Below are 20,761 nucleotides of genomic sequence, written 5' to 3'. Positions count from 1 at the left end.
CCTCAAAATCAGGAAACAACTAGCCACACAAGGCATGGACTGCGGAGCCCACACCATCCACGCCCACCTAAACATGGAAAACAAACCCAGCCCAACCACCATATGGCGGATCCTGAAAAAAGCAGGACTCATCACCCCCGAACCGCAAAAACGCCCGAAAAACTCCTATACACGCTTCCAGGCTGAACTACCCAACGGGACCTGGCAGTCAGACTTCACACACTGGCCCCTTGCCGATAAAACCGACACGGAAATCATTTCCTGGCTTGATGACCACTCCCGCTACCTCCTCCACATCAGCGCACACCCACGCGTTACCGGCACCACGGTCACCACCACTTTCACCCAAACAGCCCTACGTTATGGCCTACCCGCCTCAACCCTCACCGATAACGGCATGGTCTACACAACCCGCCTAGCAGCCGGAAACAAAAACAAGAGCTACCAACCCAACGCCTTCGAACAACTCCTAGCCGACTATTCCATCATCCAGAAAAACGGTCGTCCTGGACATCCCACCACCCAAGGGAAAATCGAAAGATTCCACCAAACCCTCAAAAAATGGTTACGAGCCCAACCCCAAGCAACCACCGTGGACGAACTCAACACACTCGTGAAAGAATTCCAGGACCTCTACAACACGCACCGCCCCCACCGCTCCCTAGCCAATAAAACACCACACGAGGCCTACCACGCCCGTCCTAAAGACGGTCCCACCATGTCCTACCAAGACCAGGACTGGAGAGTGCGTATCGACAAAATAGACACCTCCGGCACCATAACCTTGCGTTACGCCGGCAAACTACGCCATTTAGGAATCGGGCGAGCCTACCAAGGCCAGGCCGTCATAGCCCTCACCCACGGCCCCAACGCCTTGATCATCAACCGAGCCAGCGGGGAAATAATCGCCGAGTTCACCATCGACCCGACCCGGGATTACCAAAAGAAAAACACAAAGAAAACGGACACATGACGCGAAACATACCCGGACATATGACGTGAGACATCCAACCCAAAAACACGAAAAATCCCGCGTCACAGGCGGACCTATGACGCGGGACATCACATGGTCGGGGTAGCGGGATTCGAACCCACGGCCTCTTCGTCCCGAACGAAGCGCGCTACCAAGCTGCGCCATACCCCGTGCTTTGGCAACTCAATAATAATAGCCCTCCGCGGCGGAAAAAGCTAAATCCGATCTAGTGATCTGGCGTACAACCCTGCCAGTACGCTATGCGCCTCACAGGCAGCGCGGCATCTTCCCTGCAGCTCAGCCCCGGCACCTCCCCGATCAGCACCCTCAGTCGGCGCCGCCGCGCACTCGCAGCAAAATCGCTTCGGGTGGCCGGAGGAACCTGACCGGCGTATATGGCGACGTCCCCAGGCCAGCAGATACATTCACCGCCATGCCACCGCGGAGCACACGCACGCCGTCGCCACGCAGGGGCAGGCGCTCCGCGGCCGGGTCACCTCCCGCATCAAGATCAGAACCCGCGTGACGCCCGGCACCAATATCTTCCCCGCAAGGCCAATCGAAAAGCCCGGAATCGTAGCGTAGCGGGAGATCACAATTCGTGGTCAAAGCTCCGAATCCGGGCACGGCCAGCTGGCCACCATGCGTGTGGCCAGCCAGCGTCAGAGCTGCGCCGTCGTTCATTAAAGCGTTGAGAGCGGCGCGATACGGTGCATGAACGACGCCGAGACGCAGATATCCGCGCCCAGCGTTCGTGCGCGGCTCACGTTCCGTGCTCGCGCTTGCGTCTAGAGCCGCGGCGCTTTCCACCGTATCGGTAGCCTCGTCGGGCCGGGGCATCCGGGCCCGGCCGATATGCGGATCGTCCATACCTACCGCGTGAATATCCCAGGCGGCCGCGTGCAGCAGCGCCCGCCGATTATTGAGATCAATCCAGCCGAAAGATTCCAGCCCGGCGGTCATCTCATCCCAGGGCAAATTCGGTTCCCCCTTCTCGACCAACGGGGAGAAGAGCCCGGGCGCCACGTAACGCAGCGGATTCTTGAGCACCGGCGCGAAATAATCATTCGAGCCGTACACAAAAAGCCCCGGAATATCGGCGAGCGGCGCCAGCGCGTCAAGGAGCGGGCCGACGGCGCCCGCTTCGGACAGGTGGTCGCCTGTCAGGACTACGAGATCCGGCCGGCAGCGCTGGGCCAGGTCGCTCAAGAACTGTTGCTTGGCCCGGTGGCGGCGCAGCAGGTGCATATCCGAGAGGTGGAGAATGCGCAGCTCACCGGCCATCCCCGCAACCTGCGGCAGTACCAGCACCCGCTCGCGCAGGGTGTAGCGGTGTGCTTCCTGCAGTGCCCAGCCTAGGCAGCCGGCCCCCGCGGCCGCGCTCGCGCTCAACACGCCCAGCGCGGTGCGCCGGACTCGGTGCTTATCAGCTTCGCTCACGGTATTCACCTTCCGTCTCGGAGCACTGAGGTTTCTGCAAGGCCACCGGCCCGGACCCGGCTCACGCTGCGTGGCCCGCGCGGCGCAGCCCGGCCCCCGCAGCGCCGGCTACTCTTCCACAATCTCAACTTCTTCGTATTCTTCGTTGCTCTCGCCTTCGTGAACAGCCTCGGGCGGAACCGCGCCCGGCTCCCCCGGCGCGGGTTGCGCGGGGGCCGGTGCCGGCGTGGGAGATGGCGAAGGCGTGACGGGCGCTTGCGTGGCGGGTGCCGGGCGCCGCATCGGGGTGGTGGGTTGCGGGAAAGGCACGGCCGGCTGGCCGGCCAATGCGGCGTTCATATAATCGGAGAACATCATCGCGGGGTATAAACCGCCGTAAACTTCCGAATGGTACTCGCCCTTAATAACTGAGTCGAACATGGAAATATTGCCTTCCATGTGGCCCTGCCAGGTCACGGTAGCAAGCTGCGGGGTATAACCCATGAACCACGCATGCCAGTCCTTATCGGAGGTACCGGTTTTCCCAGCGGCCGGGCGCCCGCGCAGCGCCGCTTTCTCACCGGTCGCTCCACGTTCCACCACGTGCTGAAGCACCGCATTCGTTTTACGGGCGGTTTCCTTAGAAATAGCTTGCTGGCACTGCGGTTTACGTTCGGAAATAACCGTGCCGTCATGCTCCTCAATGGAGGTATAGGACATCGGGTCACAGCGAATACCATCATTGGCGAGGGTGGCACCGGCCGTCGCCATGGAGAGCGGGGTGACGTTATTCGTACCCAGAATCATCGGGGGAACAATATCGAAAGGCTCATGATCCCCGCGTTCCACACCCATGGCCTGGGCTTTATTCGCGATCTGGCACAGATCCAGCTTCTGGGCCATGTGCGCGAAGGTGCCGTTAGTAGACATGCGAGTACCTTCCAGCACCGTGCGCGGACGGTTGGACTGCCCCAGGTTCCCCACCGGCCAGGGTTCCCCCGCCAGATTCGTACACGAAGCCTGGAATGAGCTCTGCGGCAGCAAGCCTTCGCTACTATCCACCACGTCATAGGCACTGCGCCCGGAATCCAACCATTCCACCAGGGTAAATATCTTGAAGGTTGATCCGGACTGGAAACCGGCACCGCCACCCATATCCTGCGGGGCCGTCACATTCACCTGCGTCATGCGGGTATCTGTTTCATTCGGCACCCCGAAGCGGGTATTTTGCACCATCGAGACAATATGCCCACTCCCCGGCTCCACGGACACCAGTGCGGCATCAATTCCGGAAGCGTCATCCACGGGCTGGTGCGTGACCACCGAGTCATATGCATGCTGCTGGCGCGCCGAATCTAGGGTGGTGCGGATGACTTTGCCGCCCCGGTAGAGCTGGCGGGTACGCTCGGCGCGGGTGGCACCCAGCGCCTTGTCATTGAGCAAATCCTTAACCACGTACTCGCAGAAGTAAGCGCTAATACCCGCCGAACCGCAACCGGCCGCTTGTTCAGAGACGTGCATATACGACTCAATCGGGGTGGCCTGAGCTTCCTTCATTTCCGCTTCGGTAATGAAACCAGAGCGGTACATTTCACCCAGTACCACGTTGCGACGCTCAGTATTCGCCTCCGGATGGCGTACCGGATCCCACTGGGCGGGGTTCTGGGTGATCCCGGCCATTGTGGCCGCTTCCACCACCGTGAGATCCTTCGCGGACTTAGAGAAGTAGCGCTGCGCGGCCGTTTCCACCCCGTATTGCGAGGGGCCGAATTGAGCAAGATTGAGATAACCGGTGAGAATCTCATCTTTCGTCATCGTTTTTTCAACAGCGATGGCGTAACGAGCTTCATTGATCTTACGCGCGATGGTCTGTTCGGTAGCCCGCTTGATTTTCTCATTATCATCAGCGATACGCCCCTCTTCCAGGAGCGCATTTTTCACGTACTGCTGGGTAATGGACGAACCGCCCGAAAGCCCGCCCGAGGTGAGATTGGAGACCAGCGCGCTGACGGTGCCCTGCACGTCAATGCCATGATGCTCGTAAAAACGCCGATCCTCAATTGCTACGACGGCATTTTTCATATGCTGCGAGATCTGATCGGAGCGCACGTTGATCCGGTTCTCGATATAGAACCGGGCCAGCACCGAACCGTCTTTGGCCAGCAGCACCGTCTGTTCCGAAGGCTCAGTAAAGCCTAAGTCCTCCGGTACGTCGTCGAAAATACCGGTCACCGCATTGGCCGTGGTCCCCATCGTCATGACGAAAGGCAACGCAATCCCCGCCATGAGGGCGCCCCCGCCACATAGAGCCAGGACCAGCGCCAGCACGAACGTTCCAATTTGCCGTCCGGTCGCTTGTTTTTTCGGGCTAGAACTCGACATACCCCTAAGAATACTGACCCGGCGCAGCGAAAGAAACGAGACATACGCTTCCCAGAAAGTTCCCCGGGCTTCCCCGCACATCTACTCGCCCACTCGAGCGCCCCCTCACCCCCGCCACAAGGCGGACAAACGTAGCGCACGTCATAAACCGCTAATATTATGATCGTAAAACAGTAAAGAATAGCACCGTCACATACCATCACGCCGAAGTGAGGGGGATAGATGACCACAACACTGGCCCTGTACCCGCATTGGGCAGATGCCGCCGCCTGCACCGATATTGATCCCGATTCGCTTTTCGTACGCGGCGCGGCTCAGCGCCAGGCCCGCTCCATTTGTTTTCGCTGCTCGGTGCGCCTGCACTGCCTAGCCGATTCGCTAGATGCGGAAATGATGTTCGGGGTGTGGGGCGGGATGACGGAACGCGAACGCCGCGCCCTGCTGCGCCGCCACCCGGAGGAACGCAATTGGAAGCGTCGCATTTTTGAAGGGCGCGACCCCCTGGCCCGCTTCCTGCGCGAGGGGGAAGGCTAAGCCCACCCCGGAAACGCTTAGCCCGCGGGCACTGGGCGCGTCGTCGTTCCACCACAGGTGCTGCAACTTCGCGCAGCTACGCCCTTCGAGATAACCTATTATCACGCGCGGCATTCCGCGCGCTCACACTCAACGATTCCGCGAGAGGCCTACGCATGGACACCATCAGCACCCGTCTAACCCAGCTCGGTATCGATCTTCCCCCGGTTGCCGCTCCCGTTGCGGCTTATATTCCCGCCAAACAGCACGGGGATACGGTGCGAACGTCCGGGCAGCTACCGTTCGTGGACGGCCAGCTGCCGGCCACCGGAAAACTCGGCGCGGAGATCACCGCGGAGGACGGCTATTCTTACGCGCGCATCGCCGGCATTAACGCCCTCGCGGCCGCCGCGGAGGCTGCGGGCGGCATCGATCATATCCGCGGTATTTCGCACGTCACCGTTTTCGTGGCCTCCGCCCCGAGCTTTACCGCGCAACCCCAGGTCGCCAACGGTGCCAGTGAACTTTTCGGGGAGATTTTTGGGGGCGACGGCGCACATACGCGCTCAGCTGTCGGCGTGAGCGTGCTCCCGCTGGACGCCCCCGTCGAGGTCGAAATCGAAGTGCTGCTGCACTAACGGCGCGCTACGGTTCGTGCGCGGGGCCCGGTACGGCGACATCGCGCTAGGCCACGAGTTCCCGGCGCGGCTGCGCCTCCAGGAATTCGCGCACCTCAGCGCTGGGGATCTCCCGCGCGTAACTGCCGCCCGCGAAAGTTTCCATCGCGCCGATACCGCGTTGGAATACGAAGCGGATAGCCCCGCCCAGTGATTTCTTATCGTGGCCCATAGCGCGCATAATATCCGCCACGCTCACCCCGGAGGGTAGCTCGGTAGGCAGGCCGATGGCACGGAGCAAGGTATCCACCCGTTCGGCATCGCGCGCGGTGAGGTAGCCGTAGCGTAACCCGAGCCGGCACTGGAGATTCAGTCCAATGGCCACACATTCCCCGTGCGGGAGGGCGTAATCCAGCGCGGCCTCCAGGGCCCGCCCAATGGTGTGACCGAGGTTGAGGACCATGCGGCGGTTTCCTTCGTGCACATCTGATTGCACCACCTCCACCTTGATTTCCGCATTGCGACGGGCGATATAGCTGCTGAGCTCGAAATCGCCCACCATCTCCCGCACACCCCGACCGTGCCGCACGAAGTGGTCTTCCAGAATCTCGAAGAAATCACGGTCAGCCAGGCAAGCGTGCTTGACGGTCTCGCCCATGCCGTCGCGCAGTTGCGCATCGGTGAGAGTCGCCCAGCGCGCCACATCAATAAGAACGGCACGAGGCTGGTGGAAAGCCCCGATGAGATTGGTGGCAGCCGGGGTATCCACCGCGGTTTTACCCCCGATAGCAGCATCCGCCGCACCCACAAGCGTCGTCGTCATGGTGATATACGGAACCCCGCGGGTGAAGGTGGCGGCCACGAAACCGGCCAGGTCGGAGACGACCCCTCCCCCTAGGGCCACCACCACAGTGTCACGATTGAAACCGGCAGCGAGCATGGCATCTTCTAGCTGTTCTTTGGTGGCGCGGGTTTTATTTTCTTCTCCGGCCGGGAAAACGAAAAGCTGCGGAGCGCGGGAGTGTGCGGGCTGAGACTGGGCAGCATGACTGAGCACGTCCATGACCTGCGCACCAATAAGGTCATTGACGGTGCTATCGGTAATGACCGCGACCCGAGAGCGGCCCAGCCCGGCCGCTTCCAGCACGCCGGGAAGTTCACCGGCCAGATCGGTGCCAATCAGCAGCGGGTAGGACTCATCAACGGTGCGAGTCAGCTCAACATTGAGGCGGGTAACCATGTGATCCTCCTGGAAAGTAAAACTAGTGCGAGCGCGGGGCATCCTGATACTCGGCGTGCTCGGCGGCCTCGCGGTGCGCATGCTGCGCCACCCACCAGTGCATAGCGATGGCCGCGGCCGCAGCAACATTGAGGGAACGGGTGGAGCCATCCTGGGTGATTTCCACCGCGCCGTCGCAGCGCTCGAGTAAATCGGGGGAAATACCGGCGGATTCCTGCCCGAAAACCAGAAGGCAGTTTTTCGGGAGCTCGGATTGTTCCAGGGGAACGGCCCCCTCCTGATTATCGATAGCGAGGAGTTGGTACTCGTGTTCGCGAGCCCATTCTTCCAGGTCAGCCGGGGTGGGATGGTAGTACATCGTGAGGTAGCGGTCGGTAACAAGTGCCCCGCGTTTATTCCATTTATGCCGCCCTACAATATGTACACCACCGAGATTAAAAGCATTGGCACTGCGCACAATCGACCCGATATTAAGGTCATGCTGGAGATTTTCAATGGCAATATGGGCACTGACCGCGCGACTCGCCATATCCGCCTTAATTGCTTCCACGCTCCAATAGCGATATTTATCGACGACGTTACGGTGGTCCCCTTCCGCCAAAAGCTGCGGGTCCAAACGGGGATCCTCCGGCCAGGGCAACGGGTGGGGGCCCACGCCGACCGTGCGTTTCTCACCGTAAGGTGAGCCGCCCGGCTCCGGAATGCGGTGTGCGGGCAGCTCAACACCCTCGCCCGCGCCTGCGAGTTCGCCCGCGCCTGCGAGTTCGCCCGCGCCTGATGCATCCGCGGCATCCACGGCAGACGCAACTTCACCCGCGGGCACGCTCAGAGAATCACGAAAATCAGAAGACTGGGAAGAATCTGTCACTCCCCTAGTCTAGCGGCGCTCCCACTCCGTCCACGGGGAAGCGCCATATTTACCTGCCGGCCACCGGAGCCGCGTGTTTCGCTGGCGCCGTCGGCCTTGTACAGTAGTGGTATATGCAAGCACAATAAACGATTCGCCACCCCGAGCCCGGGTGCGGGAAACCCTAAGAAGTGGAGCAGCGATGACGAAGATGTGGAAACCTCTCGCGGTGGTGGCCGCCGGTGCCCTGATCCTGAGCGGGTGCGCGAATAATGCGCTGGTCTCCCCGGAAGGCGGGCACGGTCCGTCCATAAGCGAAGGGCACGGTCGGGGCGGATCGGACGGCGCACCCATTTTCGACGAAAGTATTTCGAAAACCGGGCAATTTACGCCGGTGGCCGATAACGCGCAGGCCCGTGAGATTATTAAGCGCGCCATCGCCAAGCAGGATGAGATTATCGCGAAAAGCTCGCAAGATTTCTTCGGCACCGCCATCGGCATGGATATGTCCATGGAGATTTCCGCGGATGTGCCCGGTGATGGGCCCGGGGTGGCCACCATCGATATTGATATTGATGTAGACCCCAGCACCCGCCTCATGGCCATGCAGATGGATATTGACGCCTCCGGGATTCCCGGGGCGGAAACGGAGGGTATGCCCAGCAAGATCTCCACCGCACTGTGGATCGGCGAAGGATCGAAGCTGGATACTGTCACGGTATATACAAATATGGCCGGTTTCTGGAGCAAAACCGAAGAAAGCCTGGCCGATATTGTGGATTCTGGAGATGCGCCCACCTCGCCCGGCTCCTACCGCGGGGAGGATATTTTCCCGAATATCGAGGAGACCCAGGTCTTTGAGGATGCGGAGAACTTCCTGATCGTGGGCCCACTCTCCGATACGATGGCGCAGGAAATGCAGGGTGCCTCGCCCGGTTTGGATCTGAGCGACTCCGCTAATCTCCAAGTGCGTATTGATAAGAAAACGTACGAGGTGCGGGGCATGGCCATCGTGGCGCCGGCCTACTTCCAGGGCCTGCCCACAGAAACGCGGGTGCGCTGGGATTACCGCCAAGCCAAGCCGCTCCAGCTACCCGATGAAGCCCGCAAGGCTCCCGCTGGCGGCGGTAGCTTCTAACTCTGGGCGTGCCCGGCAGCTTTTCTCAAGCAGCCGGGCCGCTTGTTTTTTGCCAAGCCGCTTTTAGCTGCGCCCGGACAGCCCCGGCCCGGCGAATTTCCGCACCAGCGCGCGCGGGGCGATACGCAGCGCCGCGGCAGCCGTTTTGTAGAGCACGGTGGGCGTGACGAGTACCCGCCCGCGCCGGCAGGCCTCCAACGCGGCATTCACCACAGCTTCGGGCTGGGCGAAAAGAATCCCGGCCCACTGGCTGGCATCCACCGCGGCCCGCTCGTGAAATTCGGTGCGGATAAGCCCCGGGGTCACGCAGGTTACCGATACCCCGGCCGGCGCCAGTTCCGCGGCCAGCCCCTCGGAAAAAGAACGCACCCAGGCTTTATGCGCCGAATATGTTCCCTGCGCGGTGCCGGCTGTCATCGAAGAGACGTTAATAATTCCCCCGTAGCCGCGGCGCGAGAATTCCCGCGCCGCCGCGTGAGAGGTGATGAGAACAGCGCGAACCATGACGTCGAGCGCTTCTTCTTCCCGCGCCAGCTCCCCGGTGGAAAATTCCTGCCCCAGCCCAAAGCCCGCGTTATTAACAAGCAAACCGATGGGCTGCTTGCGCTGCGCTACCCGGCGCGCAACCACACGGGCGTCGTCGTGCCGCGAAAGATCCGCGGTAAGCACCTCCACCTGCACCCCGGCGACCTGCCGCAGATCATGCGCGAGTGCTTCCAAACGCGCTCGGTTGCGTGCCACGAGCACGAGGTCGTTTCCTTCGGCCGCGAGCTGCCACGCAAATTCCAGGCCGAGCCCGGCGCTGGCACCGGTAATAAGAGCACTTCCCATAACCGCTATGGTAACGTGCCCGCGCTCTCTACACTGGTGTTATGCGTATTGCCACCTGGAATATTAATTCTGTGCGCGCCCGCGCCGAACGCGCCCGCGCCGTCCTGGAACGCTGGGACCTGGACGCCCTCCTCCTGCAAGAAACGAAATGCACGCCCGCGCAGTTCCCGCGCGAAATTTTCGAAGAGGCCGGATACGAAGTCGCCTGCGCCGGCCTCAACCAGTGGAACGGGGTCGCGATTCTTTCCCGCGTGGGGATCGAAAACGTGCAGGTGGGCTTCCCCGGGCAGCCGGGTTTTTCTAAGGTCGACGACGACGGCGCCCTCCTCAGCACGCCTACCGTGGAGGCACGCGCCCTGGGAGCGCGCCTGGGTACCGGACCGGACGCGGTCAATGTGTGGAGCCTGTATATCCCTAATGGGCGGGCCTACGGGGATCCGCATTTCCACTACAAGCTGGAATTCCTCGAGGCGCTGCGAGCCTCGGTGCGCACGCGGCTGAGCGAGGAACCTGACTGTCCGCTGCTGCTGGCGGGGGACTGGAATGTGGCTCCGCGCGATACTGACGTCTGGGATATTGATTATTTCCGCAATGACGTAGGAGTGTACGTCACCGCGGAGGAACGCGGAGCGTTGGCCGCACTGCTGGAGGCCGGGGTGGAGGATATTACCCGCGCGGCCGAGGGCGCCGATTACACGTTCTGGGATTATCAGCGTTTGCGCTTCCCGAAAAATCACGGGATGCGCATCGACTTCGGTTTCGCTTCCGCGGCGTTGGCCGCCCGGCATACCCGCTCCATTATTGACCGGGACGAGCGGAAGGGCAAAGGGGCTTCGGATCACGTCCCGGTCATTATGGAGTTTGCGAACTAGACGGCGCTGTTATGGTGGGCGCCCGCCTAGCTTGGGCGCGCGCCCACGTCGCTATGCGGCGCGGCTGAGCTGAGCCCGGCACCGGCGGGTACGCAAGTGCAGGATCCGCGCACAGCCCAACCCCGTAGCCGAGGCAATGATGGCATAGAGGAAGGCGCGGGTGTAATCGCCGTCGTACATAGCACCGATCTGAGCGCCGAGCCGCGGGGCGAAAATAGCGGCCACCGAAAAACCGGTGAAAGCAAGCGCGTAGTTAATGCCTTGCCAGCGCGGCCCGAAGCGATCCATGACGCAGGCGGGCATGATCGCAATGGTGCCGCCGTAGCTCAGGCCGAGCGCGAGGAGGCCTCCGGCCAGGAAGATGCCGCCGGCCAGGGTGCCGATCGGGTTGCCGGCTAGGCCTCCGGTAGCGTTCGTTGCATCGAGTGCGCCCGCTCCCCCGACGAGGCCGCGCCCGCCCACGATGAGGAGGAGTAGACCGAAGGCGTCGCAGCAGAAGGTGACTTCGAGGGTGCGGGCGTGACCAAGGTGGTCGGCGAGCCAGCCGAAGCAGAAGCGTCCCGCGGTTCCCGCGCAGGCATAGAGGGAGACGAAAAGCGCGGCGCTGGCCGCGGAGAAGTGGAACATTTTCGCCGCGATGGGCGCCGCGTTGGAAACGATCATGAGGCCGGAGAAGGCCCCGGCGATGAAAATGGCGAAAATGAGCCAGAAATCGGGGGTGGCAAGCATCTGGCTAGTGGTGAGAGACGGCCGGGCGCTGCGCGCGGGTGCGGGCACTGGTGCGGTATGCGCAGCCGGTGCTGCGGCAGGCGCGGGCGCCGGTTCCGCGGCAGGCGCGGGCGCCGGTTCCGCGGCGGATTCTGTAGCGGTGGCGGGGGTAGCAGGGACGACTACGCCTTCCACCGGGGCAGCGCGGTAATTGAAAGCCACGATGAGCGCGATCACCCCGTAAAGACCGGCGAAAACCAGCAAGGTGGTGCGTAGACTGCCGGAGTCGAGGAGTCGCTGGGCTAAGGGTGCCATGACGATGCCAGAAGCTCCGTTCACGCAGGAGATAATGCCGGAGATGAGCCCGCGCCGTCCCGGGAAGAAACGCAGGGTATTGGACAGCGCCGAGGTGAGGACCAGCCCCATGCCGATACCGCCTATGAACCCGTAGCCGAGCACGAACTGGAGCGGGGAGCTCGCGCAGGCCGCGCTGGCCCAGCCGATGGCCGCGCACAGCGCGCCGATGGTTGCCGTCCATACCGCGCGACCGCGGTCAATGTAATACCCGCCCAGGAGCATGGGCAGCGGGGCGAGGGCATTGGTGAGAGTATAGGCGCCCATCGCCGCGCTCAGCCCGTAGAGCTGGGTGGCCGGGAGTTGGAAAATTGAGAAAACGTATGAACACCCGGTGATAAAGGTGAGCAGGCAGGCACAGACGAGCACCCGCCAAGGATGAACCTGACGCATGATTTCTCCGTCGTTACACGAAACCGCCAGTCGCGGCGCGGCCAGCGGGTAACACGGCGGGGTACGAGCCTGTGCGCCCTGGTGGCAGCACGAAGCCGCATACCGGGCACAGGCTCCCCGCCCGCGTTACCTACGGTAGCGTAACTTAGGGGTAGGGTGCCGACCGTGCTATCTCATTATTCGGCCATCGGAACTGTCAAGCGCAAGTTAAATCTGCACGGGTTGCGCCTGAGAGTCAGCAACAGGCTCGAAATTATCCACAGAATCGCGAACGCTGCCCTTATCCGCAGGGCGGCGGATAGCTCTTTGCTGCGCCTTGACACCATGCGAGAATTACGGAAAAGGAAGGGTAACCACCCGGAACTCACAATTGAAGGAGAGACACCATGAGTATTGATAGAGAACGTAGAGTGACTCCAAATCTTACGTTTAACTCGCTTGAAGATGTCCTCAAGCGCAAAGAAGAAATCTTGCAGGAGGTCAGAATGACCCGCGAAGAATTCGACCGACGCGCCGATAACTACCAGCTCGGACCAGACGAGGCTGAAGCCTATTTCGAGATGGAAGGCTTAGATTACTTCGAAGAGGTGTGCCGTGGTGAACGAATACTTAAATGAGCGTGCTGATGAATTTGCGGCACATCTACAGCTAATTGGGGAGCTCATCGATCCCAGGTTTTCCGTATTGAAGCAGGCCCTCACAAGAGAAGACCCTCCGACAATAAGATTGTCGGGAAATATTTACACTGACCGTTTCCTCACTGTCCGCTTCGATTACGCGATTTTTCTCAATCGGGATAACGGGGTTCTTACCGTTGCGGAATCAACGTTCTCGGTGATACGCGGGGAGGTCGGAAAAGAGCCCCTGGTGCGGTGGGATTATATTCGCTCACCGCGCTCGAATATCGCCTGCGCGCATGTCCAGGTGCATGCCCACCGTGATGAATGGACACACGCCTTAGTATTGGGCGGTACTCACTCCCATCGCTCACGCCGGCGCATCAAGAATGCATTGCGTACTCCCCGGATTGCCGATGTCCATTTCCCCGTGGGTGGACGCAGGTTCCGGCCCTGCCTCGAAGAAATCCTGCTTTTCGTTATCGACGAGTTCGGGGTCGCATGCACACCACAAGCCCTCGAAGCGCTCCAGCAAGGCATGCGGAAATGGGAGGAGATCCCGCTAGAATCCGCGATCCGTAACAACCCCGCCACCGCAGTCCAAGTGCTAGCAACGGTTGAAAAGTAGCCCAACCGAGAAGAATCGGATGGCTAAGGTGCGGAAACCCGCCGCCCGCAAGGCAACGGCCCGTAGACGACCTCATTCGGCCATCGTTACCCGCACAAGAAACAGTTAGAGCAGCTCCGCCACTTCCGCGATAGAGGGATGCACATAATCCGGGCGGTAGGGGAAGTTCACGATTTCCTCTTGCTCGGTAGACCCGGAAAGCACCAGGTGGGTTTGCAGCCCCGCTTCCATGCCCGCGAGGATATCCGTATCCATCCGGTCCCCTACCAGTGCGGTTTCTTCCGAATGCGCGTCAATGAGATTGAGTCCCTTGCGCAGCATGACCGGATTCGGCTTACCCACGTAATAGGGTTGGCGACCGGTGGCTGCGGTAATCATGGCGGCTACCGCCCCGGTTGCCGGAATCGGACCCAGATCGGACGGCCCCGTCACATCCGGGTTGGTGGCAATGAACCGGGCACCCTTGTTAATGAGGCGGATTGCGGTGGTGAGCGCCTCAATGGAATAGGTGCGGGTTTCCCCGAGAACCACCACTTCCGGATTGACATTCGTCATCACGAAACCGACGTTGTACATCGAGGTAGTGAGCCCGGCTTCACCCACCACGTAGGCACGCTTATTCTCCACCTGGTCTGCGAGGAAATTCGCGGTGGCAGCTGCCGAAGTCCAAATATGGTCTTCCGGAACGATCAGCCCGGCCGCTTCTAGCCGCGCGGAAAGATCACGCCGGGTAAAAATCGAATTATTGGTAAGAACGAGATAGGGGTACTCTTTTTCGTTGAGTTTATTGAGAAAATCTGCAGCACCCGGAAGTGCCTTTTCTTCGTGGATGAGCACACCATCCATATCGGTGAGCCAGTTCTTAATCACTCGTGTCATACCGCCATGATATCGAGTTTCACAGCTCTCGAAACGTGCCGAGGGCCCAGGCCGCTTGCTCTGGCTGATCCGGGCCCGCACATACCAGGCGCTGCGTCACACCGTCTGCTTAGGCCCGCGCTTGGCGCAGATACCGGTAGACAGTCGGCTCGGAAAGATTCATCGCGAGCGCTAGGTCGGTCACGGCCCCGCGCAGCTGGAAGAATCCATCCTCGTCCAGCGAACGCACCACTTCCAGGCGCTCGGCTTGGGTGAGGTGATCCACGGAGACGTGATAACGCGAGAGCACCGATTCCATGGCAGCCGTTTTCATATCGGCAACCGAAGAAGCCAAAATTTCCGGCTTTTCCGCCGGTGCCTCCTTGCGTCGCTCAGGATTGGGGAAATACAGGGCGGCGATTTTTTTGACAGTTTCGTCCAATTGCCGCAGCACCGTTTGGTCAGAATTAAGACAGAGCATCCCAATGATGCGGCCCCGTCGTCGTATAAAAAAGGTGGAGGAACGCAAGGTGCGTGCGCGACCCGGCGTAATCGCCTCGTAACCGGTAAGGTAATCGGCCGTGGTTCCTTCGCCGGCGCGCAACACTCGCAACATAAGGTCGGTGGCCGGGGAACCTACGGTGCGCTGAGTGACATGCGAGTTGGCGATGGCGATAACCGAATGGTCCAGGTCGCTCACGTCGTGGAGCACCACCTCGGTGCTCTCCCCCAGTGCCACCCCGAGGAATTCGACGAGCGGTTTGAACGAGGCCACGTATTCGCTATCTTCCCGGGATATCGCTTCTCCGGATATTACCTCGCGGGGTATCGCTTCACTTTCCGCTGCCTCCATGGCTCCGGCTCCTTCCTCCGTACGGCCCCGTTGCTGTATCTTCTGACAAAATATCTTAAATGCCGGGCATAATGCGGGGGTGCGCACTACACTGAGTGGCACCCCCGACTTTCCATCCCGCTTACAGGGTTTCTTCACCCTTGGCGATGTAGGAATCCATCTCCTTGTCTGGAACCATATTGCCGCCGGTAATCCAGGTTAGATGCGTGGCGCCCGCGAGCTTCTCCGGGGTAAGACCCGCCCGCTCCAGGTACTCGCTGGCGGCGAGCACGTGGAAGGGACCCTCGAAGGAGGTCGAGGAAGAAGGCTCGATGCGCAGGTCCTCAGTCTGGGCCAGGAGCGCCACGTTTTCGTACATGGTCTGGTCCTCAACGGTGTAGTAGCCATCGATGAGGTACTGCATGCGCGAACCCACGAAAGCCGAAGGGCGCCCGCAGGCCAAGCCGTCAGCGGCAGTGAGGTTATCGATGCCGAAATCCTGCACGGCGATCTCGTCGTGCTTGCCGGTCATAACTCCGAGGAACATCGAGGGCGAGTGGGTGGGCTCGGCGAAGATGCAATGGACATTGTCACCGAAAACCGTTTTGAGGCCGAAAGCAACGCCGCCCGGGCCGCCACCCACCCCGCAGGGTAGGTAGGCGATGAGCGGATGATCGGCATCCACCGTGACATCCAGGGATTGGAACTGGCCTTGCAGGCGGCGCGCGGCCACCGCGTAACCGAGGAAGAGCGAGGGGGAATTCTCATCGTCCACGAAGTAGGCGGTGGGATCTGACTCTGCTTCCTTGCGGCCTTGGGCCACCGCAACCGAATAATCCGATTCGTATTCCACCACGTTCACGCCGTGGGAGCGGAGCTTATCCTTCTTCCACTGGCGGGCATCGGCGGACATATGCACGGAGGCCTGGAAACCTAGCTGGGCAGACATAATCCCGATGGACAATCCCAGGTTGCCGGTGGAACCCACCGCCACCTTGTACTGGGAGAAGAACTTCCGAGCTTCTTCGGTATCCAGCTTGCGGTAGTCATCTTCGAGGGTGATGAGGCCGGCTTCCAGGGCGAGTTCTTCAGCGTGCTTAAGCACTTCGTAAACACCGCCGCGAGCCTTGATCGATCCGGAAATGGGCAGGTGGGAATCAAGTTTCGCCCACAGCTGGCCCGGGATCTCCACGCCCTTACGTTCGGCGAGCTTGGCCTGCATGGTAGGAACCGCAACCAGCGGGGATTCCAGGATGCCGGCCGTGGGGCGGGCGGCAGGGAAAACTTGCTTGAGGTAAGGCGCCCAGCGCTTGAGGCGCGCTGCGGCGTCGTCCACGTCAGCCACCGTCAGGCCGACCTTTGCCAGCCCTTCCGCGGCCGGGAGCACCTCCGGATTGAACCAGTCAGCGACCTTGAGATCCACGAGGTCCTGAATGAGCGGGTAGTCCTCCACCCACTGCTCGAGAGTTTTTCCAGCGATAGTTGTCATGACTGAGTCCTTTCTCAGATTAATTAGTAGATAAGTGCGAGGCGCCACTTCTACGCCATCTCAGCGCAACCTCAGCGCCACTCCCCGCGGCCTTTAGATGACGAGATGAAGCAGCATGGTCATGCACAGGGCCACCACCGAGGCGATCGTGGTGCCCACGGTGAGAGTCTTGAGAGCATCCCCCACCGAAATACCCATGTATTCCTTGTACAGCCAGAAGAGCGAATCAGTTACGTGAGTCAGACCGATAGCGCCGGCACCCACGGCAATAGCCATCAGAGCGGGGCTGAGATCCGGGGACGCTTGGAGCATCGGCAGCACAATACCGGCCGCCGAAATCATGGCGACGGTGGCACTACCTACCGCGAAGTGCAGCACAATAGCGATGAGCCAGGCGAGGATAAGCGGACTGACCGGCAAGCTCCCCATAGCGCCCGCGATAGCCTTATCCATCCCCGAGGCCATAAGCACCGCGTTGAAGGCACCGCCCGCGCCGATAATGAGGAGCACCCCGCCGATAGGAGCGAAGGAGGAATCGGTTACCGAGGACAGATCCGAAAGCGATTTGCCCCGCGAAATCCCCAGAGAGAAGTAGGCGAAAATAACCGAAATAAGAAGCGCCAGAATCGGGTTACCCACGAGATCCACGAATTGACGCAGGCCGTTTTCTTCGGGCAGGGTCTGATCCGCAACGGTGCGGCACACCATAATAATGAGGGGGAGCAGAATCGTGAGCAGGGTGATGCCGAAACCGGGCAGGGAACGGTTCGCGTCGTCGTCCTTGAGAACGTTGCCGCCCGCGGCAGGCGAGTCACCATGGGTTCCCTTTGATTCGGGACCGGGTTTTCCTTCGGCGACGACGCCGCTTATCTGGCCGGCGCCCGCGGTGACATGCACACGTTCAAGCTGGCGCAGCCCAATTCCGGTGTAGAGCGGGCCGCCAATGAGGGCGGCCGGGATCCCTACGATGAGGCCAAGCATAATCACCATGCCGATATCCGCACCGAGGGTACCCGCAATAGCGGTAGCTGCCGGGTGCGGAGGCAGGATGCAGTGAACCACCATGAGGGAGATGGCGAGTGGTACTCCCACCCGGATCTTCGAGCAGCCCACTTCCCTGGCCACCACGAAAACGAGGGGTACCAGGAGCACGAAGCCAACTTCCACAAAGACCGGGATACCGGCAATCAAGCCGAGGAACGACATGACAATCGGGGCGCGTTTCTCACCGAACACTCGAAGCATGCCTTTGGCGAGGCGTTCAGCCCCGCCGGATACTTCCAGCATTTTTCCGAGAATTGCGCCGAAGCCAATAATAAGAACGAGGAATCCGAGCGTTCCACCAACGCCCTTTTCGAGTACATCGCCCACTTCCGCGGGCTTCACGCCCGTGACCAGCGCGACGGTAATCGCCGCGATGGTCAGGGCGATCGAGCCGTGTAATTTCAAGCCGACGATGAGCACAACAACGAGCACAATCGCGGCGATGAGGACTGCGATCAGCCCTCCGGTTCCTAGGGTCATCATAACCTCCCGTGTAGCGCCACATCAGTGTGGCCTGTTCCCAGCCTACACATACGAAGATACTTTTGTCATCATGATAAGTTTATTATCACGCTGTGGCGCAGCTTGCACCAGTCCGAAGTTTTCTGTGGACATGGCACACTTGATGCATGCCTGTGGATAACCGCCTCATTTCGGATTCTTTTTCTTTCCCGCACGCACTCGGAGTTGTCGATGCGGCCGGGCGCTGTACCTTTCCTTATGGGAATGCTCGGGAGATATATCCGTATATGTCGGTGACGAAGCTACTGGTGGCCTGGGCAACCCTTATTGCGGTGGAGCACGGCCTGGCGGATTTTGACGATCCGGTGGGCCCTCCCGGTTCCACGGTTGTTCACCTCCTCGCGCATGCCTCCGGTTTGCCGGAGGAGGAAGGACCGGTGCGGGCCGGCGTGGAGGAGAAGCGCATTTATTCGAATTATGGGTTTGAAGTGCTCGGTGATTATCTGGAGCACCGCACCGGGATGTCGATTCAGAATTGGGTGCGCCGTGTTGTTATTGAGCCACTGCGTTTGAGTTCGGTCGCGGTGGAAGCAAGCCCCGCTTATTCCGCGGTGGGGAATTTGCGCGATTTGGCGCGTTTCTCCGGGGAGTTACTGCGGCCGCGTCTTATTTCCCCAGAGTTGGCACGCTACGCCCGCGTCGTGCATTTTGATGGTCTACCCGGCTTGCTGCCCGGTTACGGGTGGCAGCGCAATAATAGCTGGGGTTTGGGCATGGAGATTCGCGGGGACAAGGATCCGCACTGGACGGGGCCGTCTTTTTCGCCGCGCACGTTTGGCCATTTCGGGCAATCAGGTTCTTTTTTGTGGGTGGATCCGGATCTCGGCAAAGCCGGGGTATTTCTGGGTGCTCAAGCTTTCGGCCGCGAACACCGGAAATTCTGGCCTGCACTAACTGAGGAGATGCGAGGTCTGTAAAACAGCGCCCGCGGCAGGTGCTCCTACCCCGGGCGCTGTTTCTTATCGAGAGTGCTCGAAAACTACGGTTTTATTCTTCGCCTTCGCCGTTCGGGGAGACGAGGATCTTGACCGCGGTTTCGTTGCGGTTGATGAGGGTATCGAAGCCCTTGTCGACGAGGTCTTCCAGGTTGATCTTGCCGGTGATGAACGGCGAGACGTCAATCTTACCCGAGGCAACCAGCTCAATCGTTTCCGGATGGGTGTTCACGTAGGCGATGACGCCACGAACATCGAGTTCCTTCATGACTACGGAATGCATATCAATGTTCGGCTGGTGGCCCCAGATGGACATATTGACGAGCACCCCGCGCGGCCCGAGCGCCGCGATGAGCTGGTTGAGTACAACGTCCACCGAGGTGCACTCGAATGCAACATTGGCGCCCACGCCATCGGTGAGCTTCTTGGTTTCTTCCACGATATCTACTTCGCGGGGATCCCAAGCGTAGTCCACCACGCCGGCATCCACAGCGCGCTGGCGGCGCAGTTCCGAAAGTTCCGATACCGCTACCGTGAGGCCCTTGGCCTTGAGGACCGCGCAGCAGAGCACGCCGATGGGACCGGCCCCGCCCACGAGGGCGAAATCGCCTTCCTTGACATCACCGCGGTCCACGCCGTGCACGGCAACGGAAAGCGGCTCGATGAGTGCGGCTTGGTCGAGCGGAATGATATCCGGGATTTTGTGGACCCAGCGCCGCTTGACGACGATATTTTCGGCAAGCCCACCACCACGGCCGCCCAGGCCGATGAAATTCATATCGGGGGACAGGTGGTAGGTAGTCGATTCCGGGCCGGTGTTCACGCTGTCGCGGATGATATACGGTTCGACGACAACGTGGTCGCCGGCCGCGAGGTCTGTTACGCCTTCGCCTACTTCAGCTACAACGCCAGACATTTCGTGTCCGAGAGTCACCGGAACTTCCTCACCGGAAATTGGATGCGGGTGGCCTTTCGCGGGGCAGAAGATCGGACCGTCGAGATATTCGTGAAGATCAGTACCGCAGATACCGCACCAGGCAACCTTGACCCGCACAGTGCCGGGTTCTAGGGGCTGCTCTTCGATATCTTCGATACGAATGTCGTGATTACCGTAGTAACGCGCTGCTTTCATATCTCCTCCATTGGATAGACCGTGCGCGGTTGCGCGTCTTTTAGTTTACTCTACGACGACGCATTTTTGAGGTCTAGGCCACTTTTTACGCTTGACGCTGGATTGGAGACACGCCCTTGCCTTCGATATGAGAAGCGCTACCCGCCCCGGCCCTACCAACATCTCCATCGTGTGATGGCCTACAACTCACCCACTGATGGTTCTCGACGGGGGCGGGTTAAATGCGTGTGTGGGGTGTCAACCCACAAACAGGCAACACCCCACACACTCTAAAAAACATGGCGGCAGCAACCTACTCTCCCACACCCCACCGAGTGCAGTACCATCAGCGCAAACAACCTTAGCTACCGGGTTCGAAAAGGATACCGGGCGTAACCTTGCCGCTATAACCACCGCCACAACCAAAACACCAACCAA

At 60.4% G+C, this 20,761-nt stretch carries 19 protein-coding genes, 1 tRNA gene and 1 rRNA gene; 8 read left to right on the top strand and 13 right to left on the bottom strand.

What is annotated here, in order from left to right:
* Positions 1 to 973 (top strand): integrase core domain-containing protein (locus HMPREF9237_RS08385; RefSeq protein ID WP_016442214.1); only part of this gene is annotated, 973 nt, incomplete at its 5' end.
* A 94-nt stretch (positions 974 to 1,067) separates the two neighbouring features.
* Here HMPREF9237_RS08385 and HMPREF9237_RS08380 read toward each other — a convergent pair.
* The 3 genes from HMPREF9237_RS08380 to HMPREF9237_RS08370 all read right to left on the bottom strand — a co-directional run bounded on the left by HMPREF9237_RS08380 (position 1,068) and on the right by HMPREF9237_RS08370 (position 4,774).
* Positions 1,068 to 1,144 (bottom strand) — tRNA-Pro (locus tag HMPREF9237_RS08380).
* Between the two features lie 156 nt (positions 1,145 to 1,300).
* Positions 1,301 to 2,413 (bottom strand): metallophosphoesterase, encoded by a 1,113-nt coding sequence (locus HMPREF9237_RS08375; RefSeq protein ID WP_081637340.1) that lies wholly within the window; start codon positions 2,411 to 2,413, stop codon positions 1,301 to 1,303.
* 108 nt (positions 2,414 to 2,521) lie between these two features.
* Positions 2,522 to 4,774 (bottom strand): transglycosylase domain-containing protein, encoded by a 2,253-nt coding sequence (locus HMPREF9237_RS08370; RefSeq protein WP_155876046.1) that lies wholly within the window; start codon positions 4,772 to 4,774, stop codon positions 2,522 to 2,524.
* A gap of 222 nt (positions 4,775 to 4,996) precedes the next feature.
* Between HMPREF9237_RS08370 and HMPREF9237_RS08365 the strand changes: the two genes are divergently transcribed.
* A complete protein-coding gene (locus HMPREF9237_RS08365) occupies positions 4,997 to 5,308 on the top strand; it encodes a WhiB family transcriptional regulator (RefSeq protein WP_016443314.1) in 312 nt (103 codons plus the stop codon).
* Positions 5,309 to 5,463: 155 nt separating this feature from the next.
* Positions 5,464 to 5,925, top strand: coding sequence for a RidA family protein (locus HMPREF9237_RS08360; RefSeq protein ID WP_016443313.1), 462 nt, complete (start codon positions 5,464 to 5,466; stop codon positions 5,923 to 5,925).
* A 46-nt stretch (positions 5,926 to 5,971) separates the two neighbouring features.
* Here HMPREF9237_RS08360 and aroB read toward each other — a convergent pair whose 3' ends face one another.
* Both aroB and HMPREF9237_RS08350 read right to left on the bottom strand, forming a co-directional pair.
* Entirely contained in the window at positions 5,972 to 7,144 is a 1,173-nt protein-coding gene (aroB, locus tag HMPREF9237_RS08355) for a 3-dehydroquinate synthase (protein WP_016443312.1), read from the bottom strand.
* A gap of 22 nt (positions 7,145 to 7,166) precedes the next feature.
* Positions 7,167 to 8,012 (bottom strand): TrmH family RNA methyltransferase, encoded by an 846-nt coding sequence (locus tag HMPREF9237_RS08350; RefSeq protein WP_419456738.1) that lies wholly within the window; start codon positions 8,010 to 8,012, stop codon positions 7,167 to 7,169.
* A gap of 181 nt (positions 8,013 to 8,193) precedes the next feature.
* Here HMPREF9237_RS08350 and HMPREF9237_RS08345 point away from each other — a divergent pair, with 181 nt between their 5' ends.
* On the top strand, positions 8,194 to 9,129 hold the full coding sequence (locus HMPREF9237_RS08345; RefSeq protein ID WP_016443310.1) for a hypothetical protein: 936 nt from the start codon (positions 8,194 to 8,196) through the stop codon (positions 9,127 to 9,129).
* Between the two features lie 63 nt (positions 9,130 to 9,192).
* On the opposite strand, the gene HMPREF9237_RS08340 is transcribed toward HMPREF9237_RS08345, so the two are convergent.
* Positions 9,193 to 9,960, bottom strand: a complete 768-nt coding sequence (locus tag HMPREF9237_RS08340) for an SDR family NAD(P)-dependent oxidoreductase (RefSeq protein WP_016443309.1) — start codon at positions 9,958 to 9,960, stop codon at positions 9,193 to 9,195.
* Positions 9,961 to 10,001: 41 nt separating this feature from the next.
* Here HMPREF9237_RS08340 and HMPREF9237_RS08335 point away from each other — a divergent pair, with 41 nt between their 5' ends.
* Positions 10,002 to 10,832: an exodeoxyribonuclease III gene (locus tag HMPREF9237_RS08335; RefSeq protein WP_016443308.1), complete on the top strand. Its 831-nt coding sequence runs from the start codon at positions 10,002 to 10,004 to the stop codon at positions 10,830 to 10,832.
* 51 nt (positions 10,833 to 10,883) lie between these two features.
* On the opposite strand, the gene HMPREF9237_RS08330 is transcribed toward HMPREF9237_RS08335, so the two are convergent.
* A complete protein-coding gene (locus HMPREF9237_RS08330) occupies positions 10,884 to 12,287 on the bottom strand; it encodes an MFS transporter (RefSeq protein ID WP_016443307.1) in 1,404 nt (467 codons plus the stop codon).
* A gap of 386 nt (positions 12,288 to 12,673) precedes the next feature.
* Between HMPREF9237_RS08330 and HMPREF9237_RS08325 the strand changes: the two genes are divergently transcribed.
* Positions 12,674 to 12,904, top strand: coding sequence for a hypothetical protein (locus HMPREF9237_RS08325; protein WP_016443306.1), 231 nt, complete (start codon positions 12,674 to 12,676; stop codon positions 12,902 to 12,904).
* Between the two features lie 109 nt (positions 12,905 to 13,013).
* Positions 13,014 to 13,532: a hypothetical protein gene (locus tag HMPREF9237_RS08320; protein WP_051107026.1), complete on the top strand. Its 519-nt coding sequence runs from the start codon at positions 13,014 to 13,016 to the stop codon at positions 13,530 to 13,532.
* A gap of 105 nt (positions 13,533 to 13,637) precedes the next feature.
* On the opposite strand, the gene HMPREF9237_RS08315 is transcribed toward HMPREF9237_RS08320, so the two are convergent.
* From HMPREF9237_RS08315 to HMPREF9237_RS08300, 4 genes are all read right to left on the bottom strand, one after another.
* Positions 13,638 to 14,411 (bottom strand): HAD-IIA family hydrolase, encoded by a 774-nt coding sequence (locus HMPREF9237_RS08315; protein WP_016443304.1) that lies wholly within the window; start codon positions 14,409 to 14,411, stop codon positions 13,638 to 13,640.
* Positions 14,412 to 14,520: 109 nt separating this feature from the next.
* Positions 14,521 to 15,243, bottom strand: coding sequence for a helix-turn-helix transcriptional regulator (locus tag HMPREF9237_RS08310; protein ID WP_016443303.1), 723 nt, complete (start codon positions 15,241 to 15,243; stop codon positions 14,521 to 14,523).
* A 121-nt stretch (positions 15,244 to 15,364) separates the two neighbouring features.
* On the bottom strand, positions 15,365 to 16,711 hold the full coding sequence (locus HMPREF9237_RS08305) for a D-serine ammonia-lyase (protein WP_016443302.1): 1,347 nt from the start codon (positions 16,709 to 16,711) through the stop codon (positions 15,365 to 15,367).
* A 93-nt stretch (positions 16,712 to 16,804) separates the two neighbouring features.
* On the bottom strand, positions 16,805 to 18,238 hold the full coding sequence (locus tag HMPREF9237_RS08300) for an SLC13 family permease (protein WP_231366745.1): 1,434 nt from the start codon (positions 18,236 to 18,238) through the stop codon (positions 16,805 to 16,807).
* 146 nt (positions 18,239 to 18,384) lie between these two features.
* On the opposite strand from HMPREF9237_RS08300, the gene HMPREF9237_RS08295 reads away from it, so the two are divergent.
* The gene (locus tag HMPREF9237_RS08295; protein ID WP_016443300.1) at positions 18,385 to 19,194 is read left to right on the top strand and encodes a serine hydrolase domain-containing protein; all 810 of its coding nucleotides are present in this window, start codon (positions 18,385 to 18,387) and stop codon (positions 19,192 to 19,194) included.
* 70 nt (positions 19,195 to 19,264) lie between these two features.
* On the opposite strand, the gene HMPREF9237_RS08290 is transcribed toward HMPREF9237_RS08295, so the two are convergent.
* Positions 19,265 to 20,344 carry a 2,3-butanediol dehydrogenase gene (locus HMPREF9237_RS08290; protein WP_016443299.1) on the bottom strand — a complete coding sequence of 360 codons (1,080 nt, stop codon included), beginning with the start codon at positions 20,342 to 20,344 and terminating at the stop codon, positions 19,265 to 19,267.
* A gap of 279 nt (positions 20,345 to 20,623) precedes the next feature.
* Positions 20,624 to 20,741, bottom strand: a 5S ribosomal RNA gene (rrf, locus tag HMPREF9237_RS08285).
* Positions 20,742 to 20,761 lie beyond the last annotated feature (20 nt).

Origin of the sequence: Actinotignum schaalii FB123-CNA-2, from assembly GCF_000411135.1 — a bacterium.
Classification (GTDB): Bacteria; Actinomycetota; Actinomycetes; order Actinomycetales; family Actinomycetaceae; genus Actinotignum; species Actinotignum schaalii_A.
This window is presented reverse-complemented; position numbering and strand designations above follow the sequence as displayed.

Excerpts from the sequence above, each read along its gene's own strand:
- HMPREF9237_RS08330 (WP_016443307.1), bottom strand. The coding sequence starts at position 12,287 with ATGCGTCAGGTTCATCCTTGGCGGGTGCTCGTCTGTGCCTGCCTGCTC.
- HMPREF9237_RS08345 (WP_016443310.1), top strand. The coding sequence starts at position 8,194 with ATGACGAAGATGTGGAAACCTCTCGCGGTGGTGGCCGCCGGTGCCCTG.
- HMPREF9237_RS08340 (WP_016443309.1), bottom strand. The coding sequence starts at position 9,960 with ATGGGAAGTGCTCTTATTACCGGTGCCAGCGCCGGGCTCGGCCTGGAA.
- HMPREF9237_RS08305 (WP_016443302.1), bottom strand. The coding sequence starts at position 16,711 with ATGACAACTATCGCTGGAAAAACTCTCGAGCAGTGGGTGGAGGACTAC.
- HMPREF9237_RS08370 (WP_155876046.1), bottom strand. The coding sequence starts at position 4,774 with ATGTCGAGTTCTAGCCCGAAAAAACAAGCGACCGGACGGCAAATTGGA.
- HMPREF9237_RS08335 (WP_016443308.1), top strand. The coding sequence starts at position 10,002 with ATGCGTATTGCCACCTGGAATATTAATTCTGTGCGCGCCCGCGCCGAA.
- HMPREF9237_RS08360 (WP_016443313.1), top strand. The coding sequence starts at position 5,464 with ATGGACACCATCAGCACCCGTCTAACCCAGCTCGGTATCGATCTTCCC.
- aroB (WP_016443312.1), bottom strand. The coding sequence starts at position 7,144 with ATGGTTACCCGCCTCAATGTTGAGCTGACTCGCACCGTTGATGAGTCC.
- HMPREF9237_RS08365 (WP_016443314.1), top strand. The coding sequence starts at position 4,997 with ATGACCACAACACTGGCCCTGTACCCGCATTGGGCAGATGCCGCCGCC.
- HMPREF9237_RS08310 (WP_016443303.1), bottom strand. The coding sequence starts at position 15,243 with ATGGAGGCAGCGGAAAGTGAAGCGATACCCCGCGAGGTAATATCCGGA.
- HMPREF9237_RS08295 (WP_016443300.1), top strand. The coding sequence starts at position 18,385 with ATGCCTGTGGATAACCGCCTCATTTCGGATTCTTTTTCTTTCCCGCAC.
- HMPREF9237_RS08325 (WP_016443306.1), top strand. The coding sequence starts at position 12,674 with ATGAGTATTGATAGAGAACGTAGAGTGACTCCAAATCTTACGTTTAAC.
- HMPREF9237_RS08315 (WP_016443304.1), bottom strand. The coding sequence starts at position 14,411 with ATGACACGAGTGATTAAGAACTGGCTCACCGATATGGATGGTGTGCTC.
- HMPREF9237_RS08300 (WP_231366745.1), bottom strand. The coding sequence starts at position 18,238 with ATGATGACCCTAGGAACCGGAGGGCTGATCGCAGTCCTCATCGCCGCG.
- HMPREF9237_RS08290 (WP_016443299.1), bottom strand. The coding sequence starts at position 20,344 with ATGAAAGCAGCGCGTTACTACGGTAATCACGACATTCGTATCGAAGAT.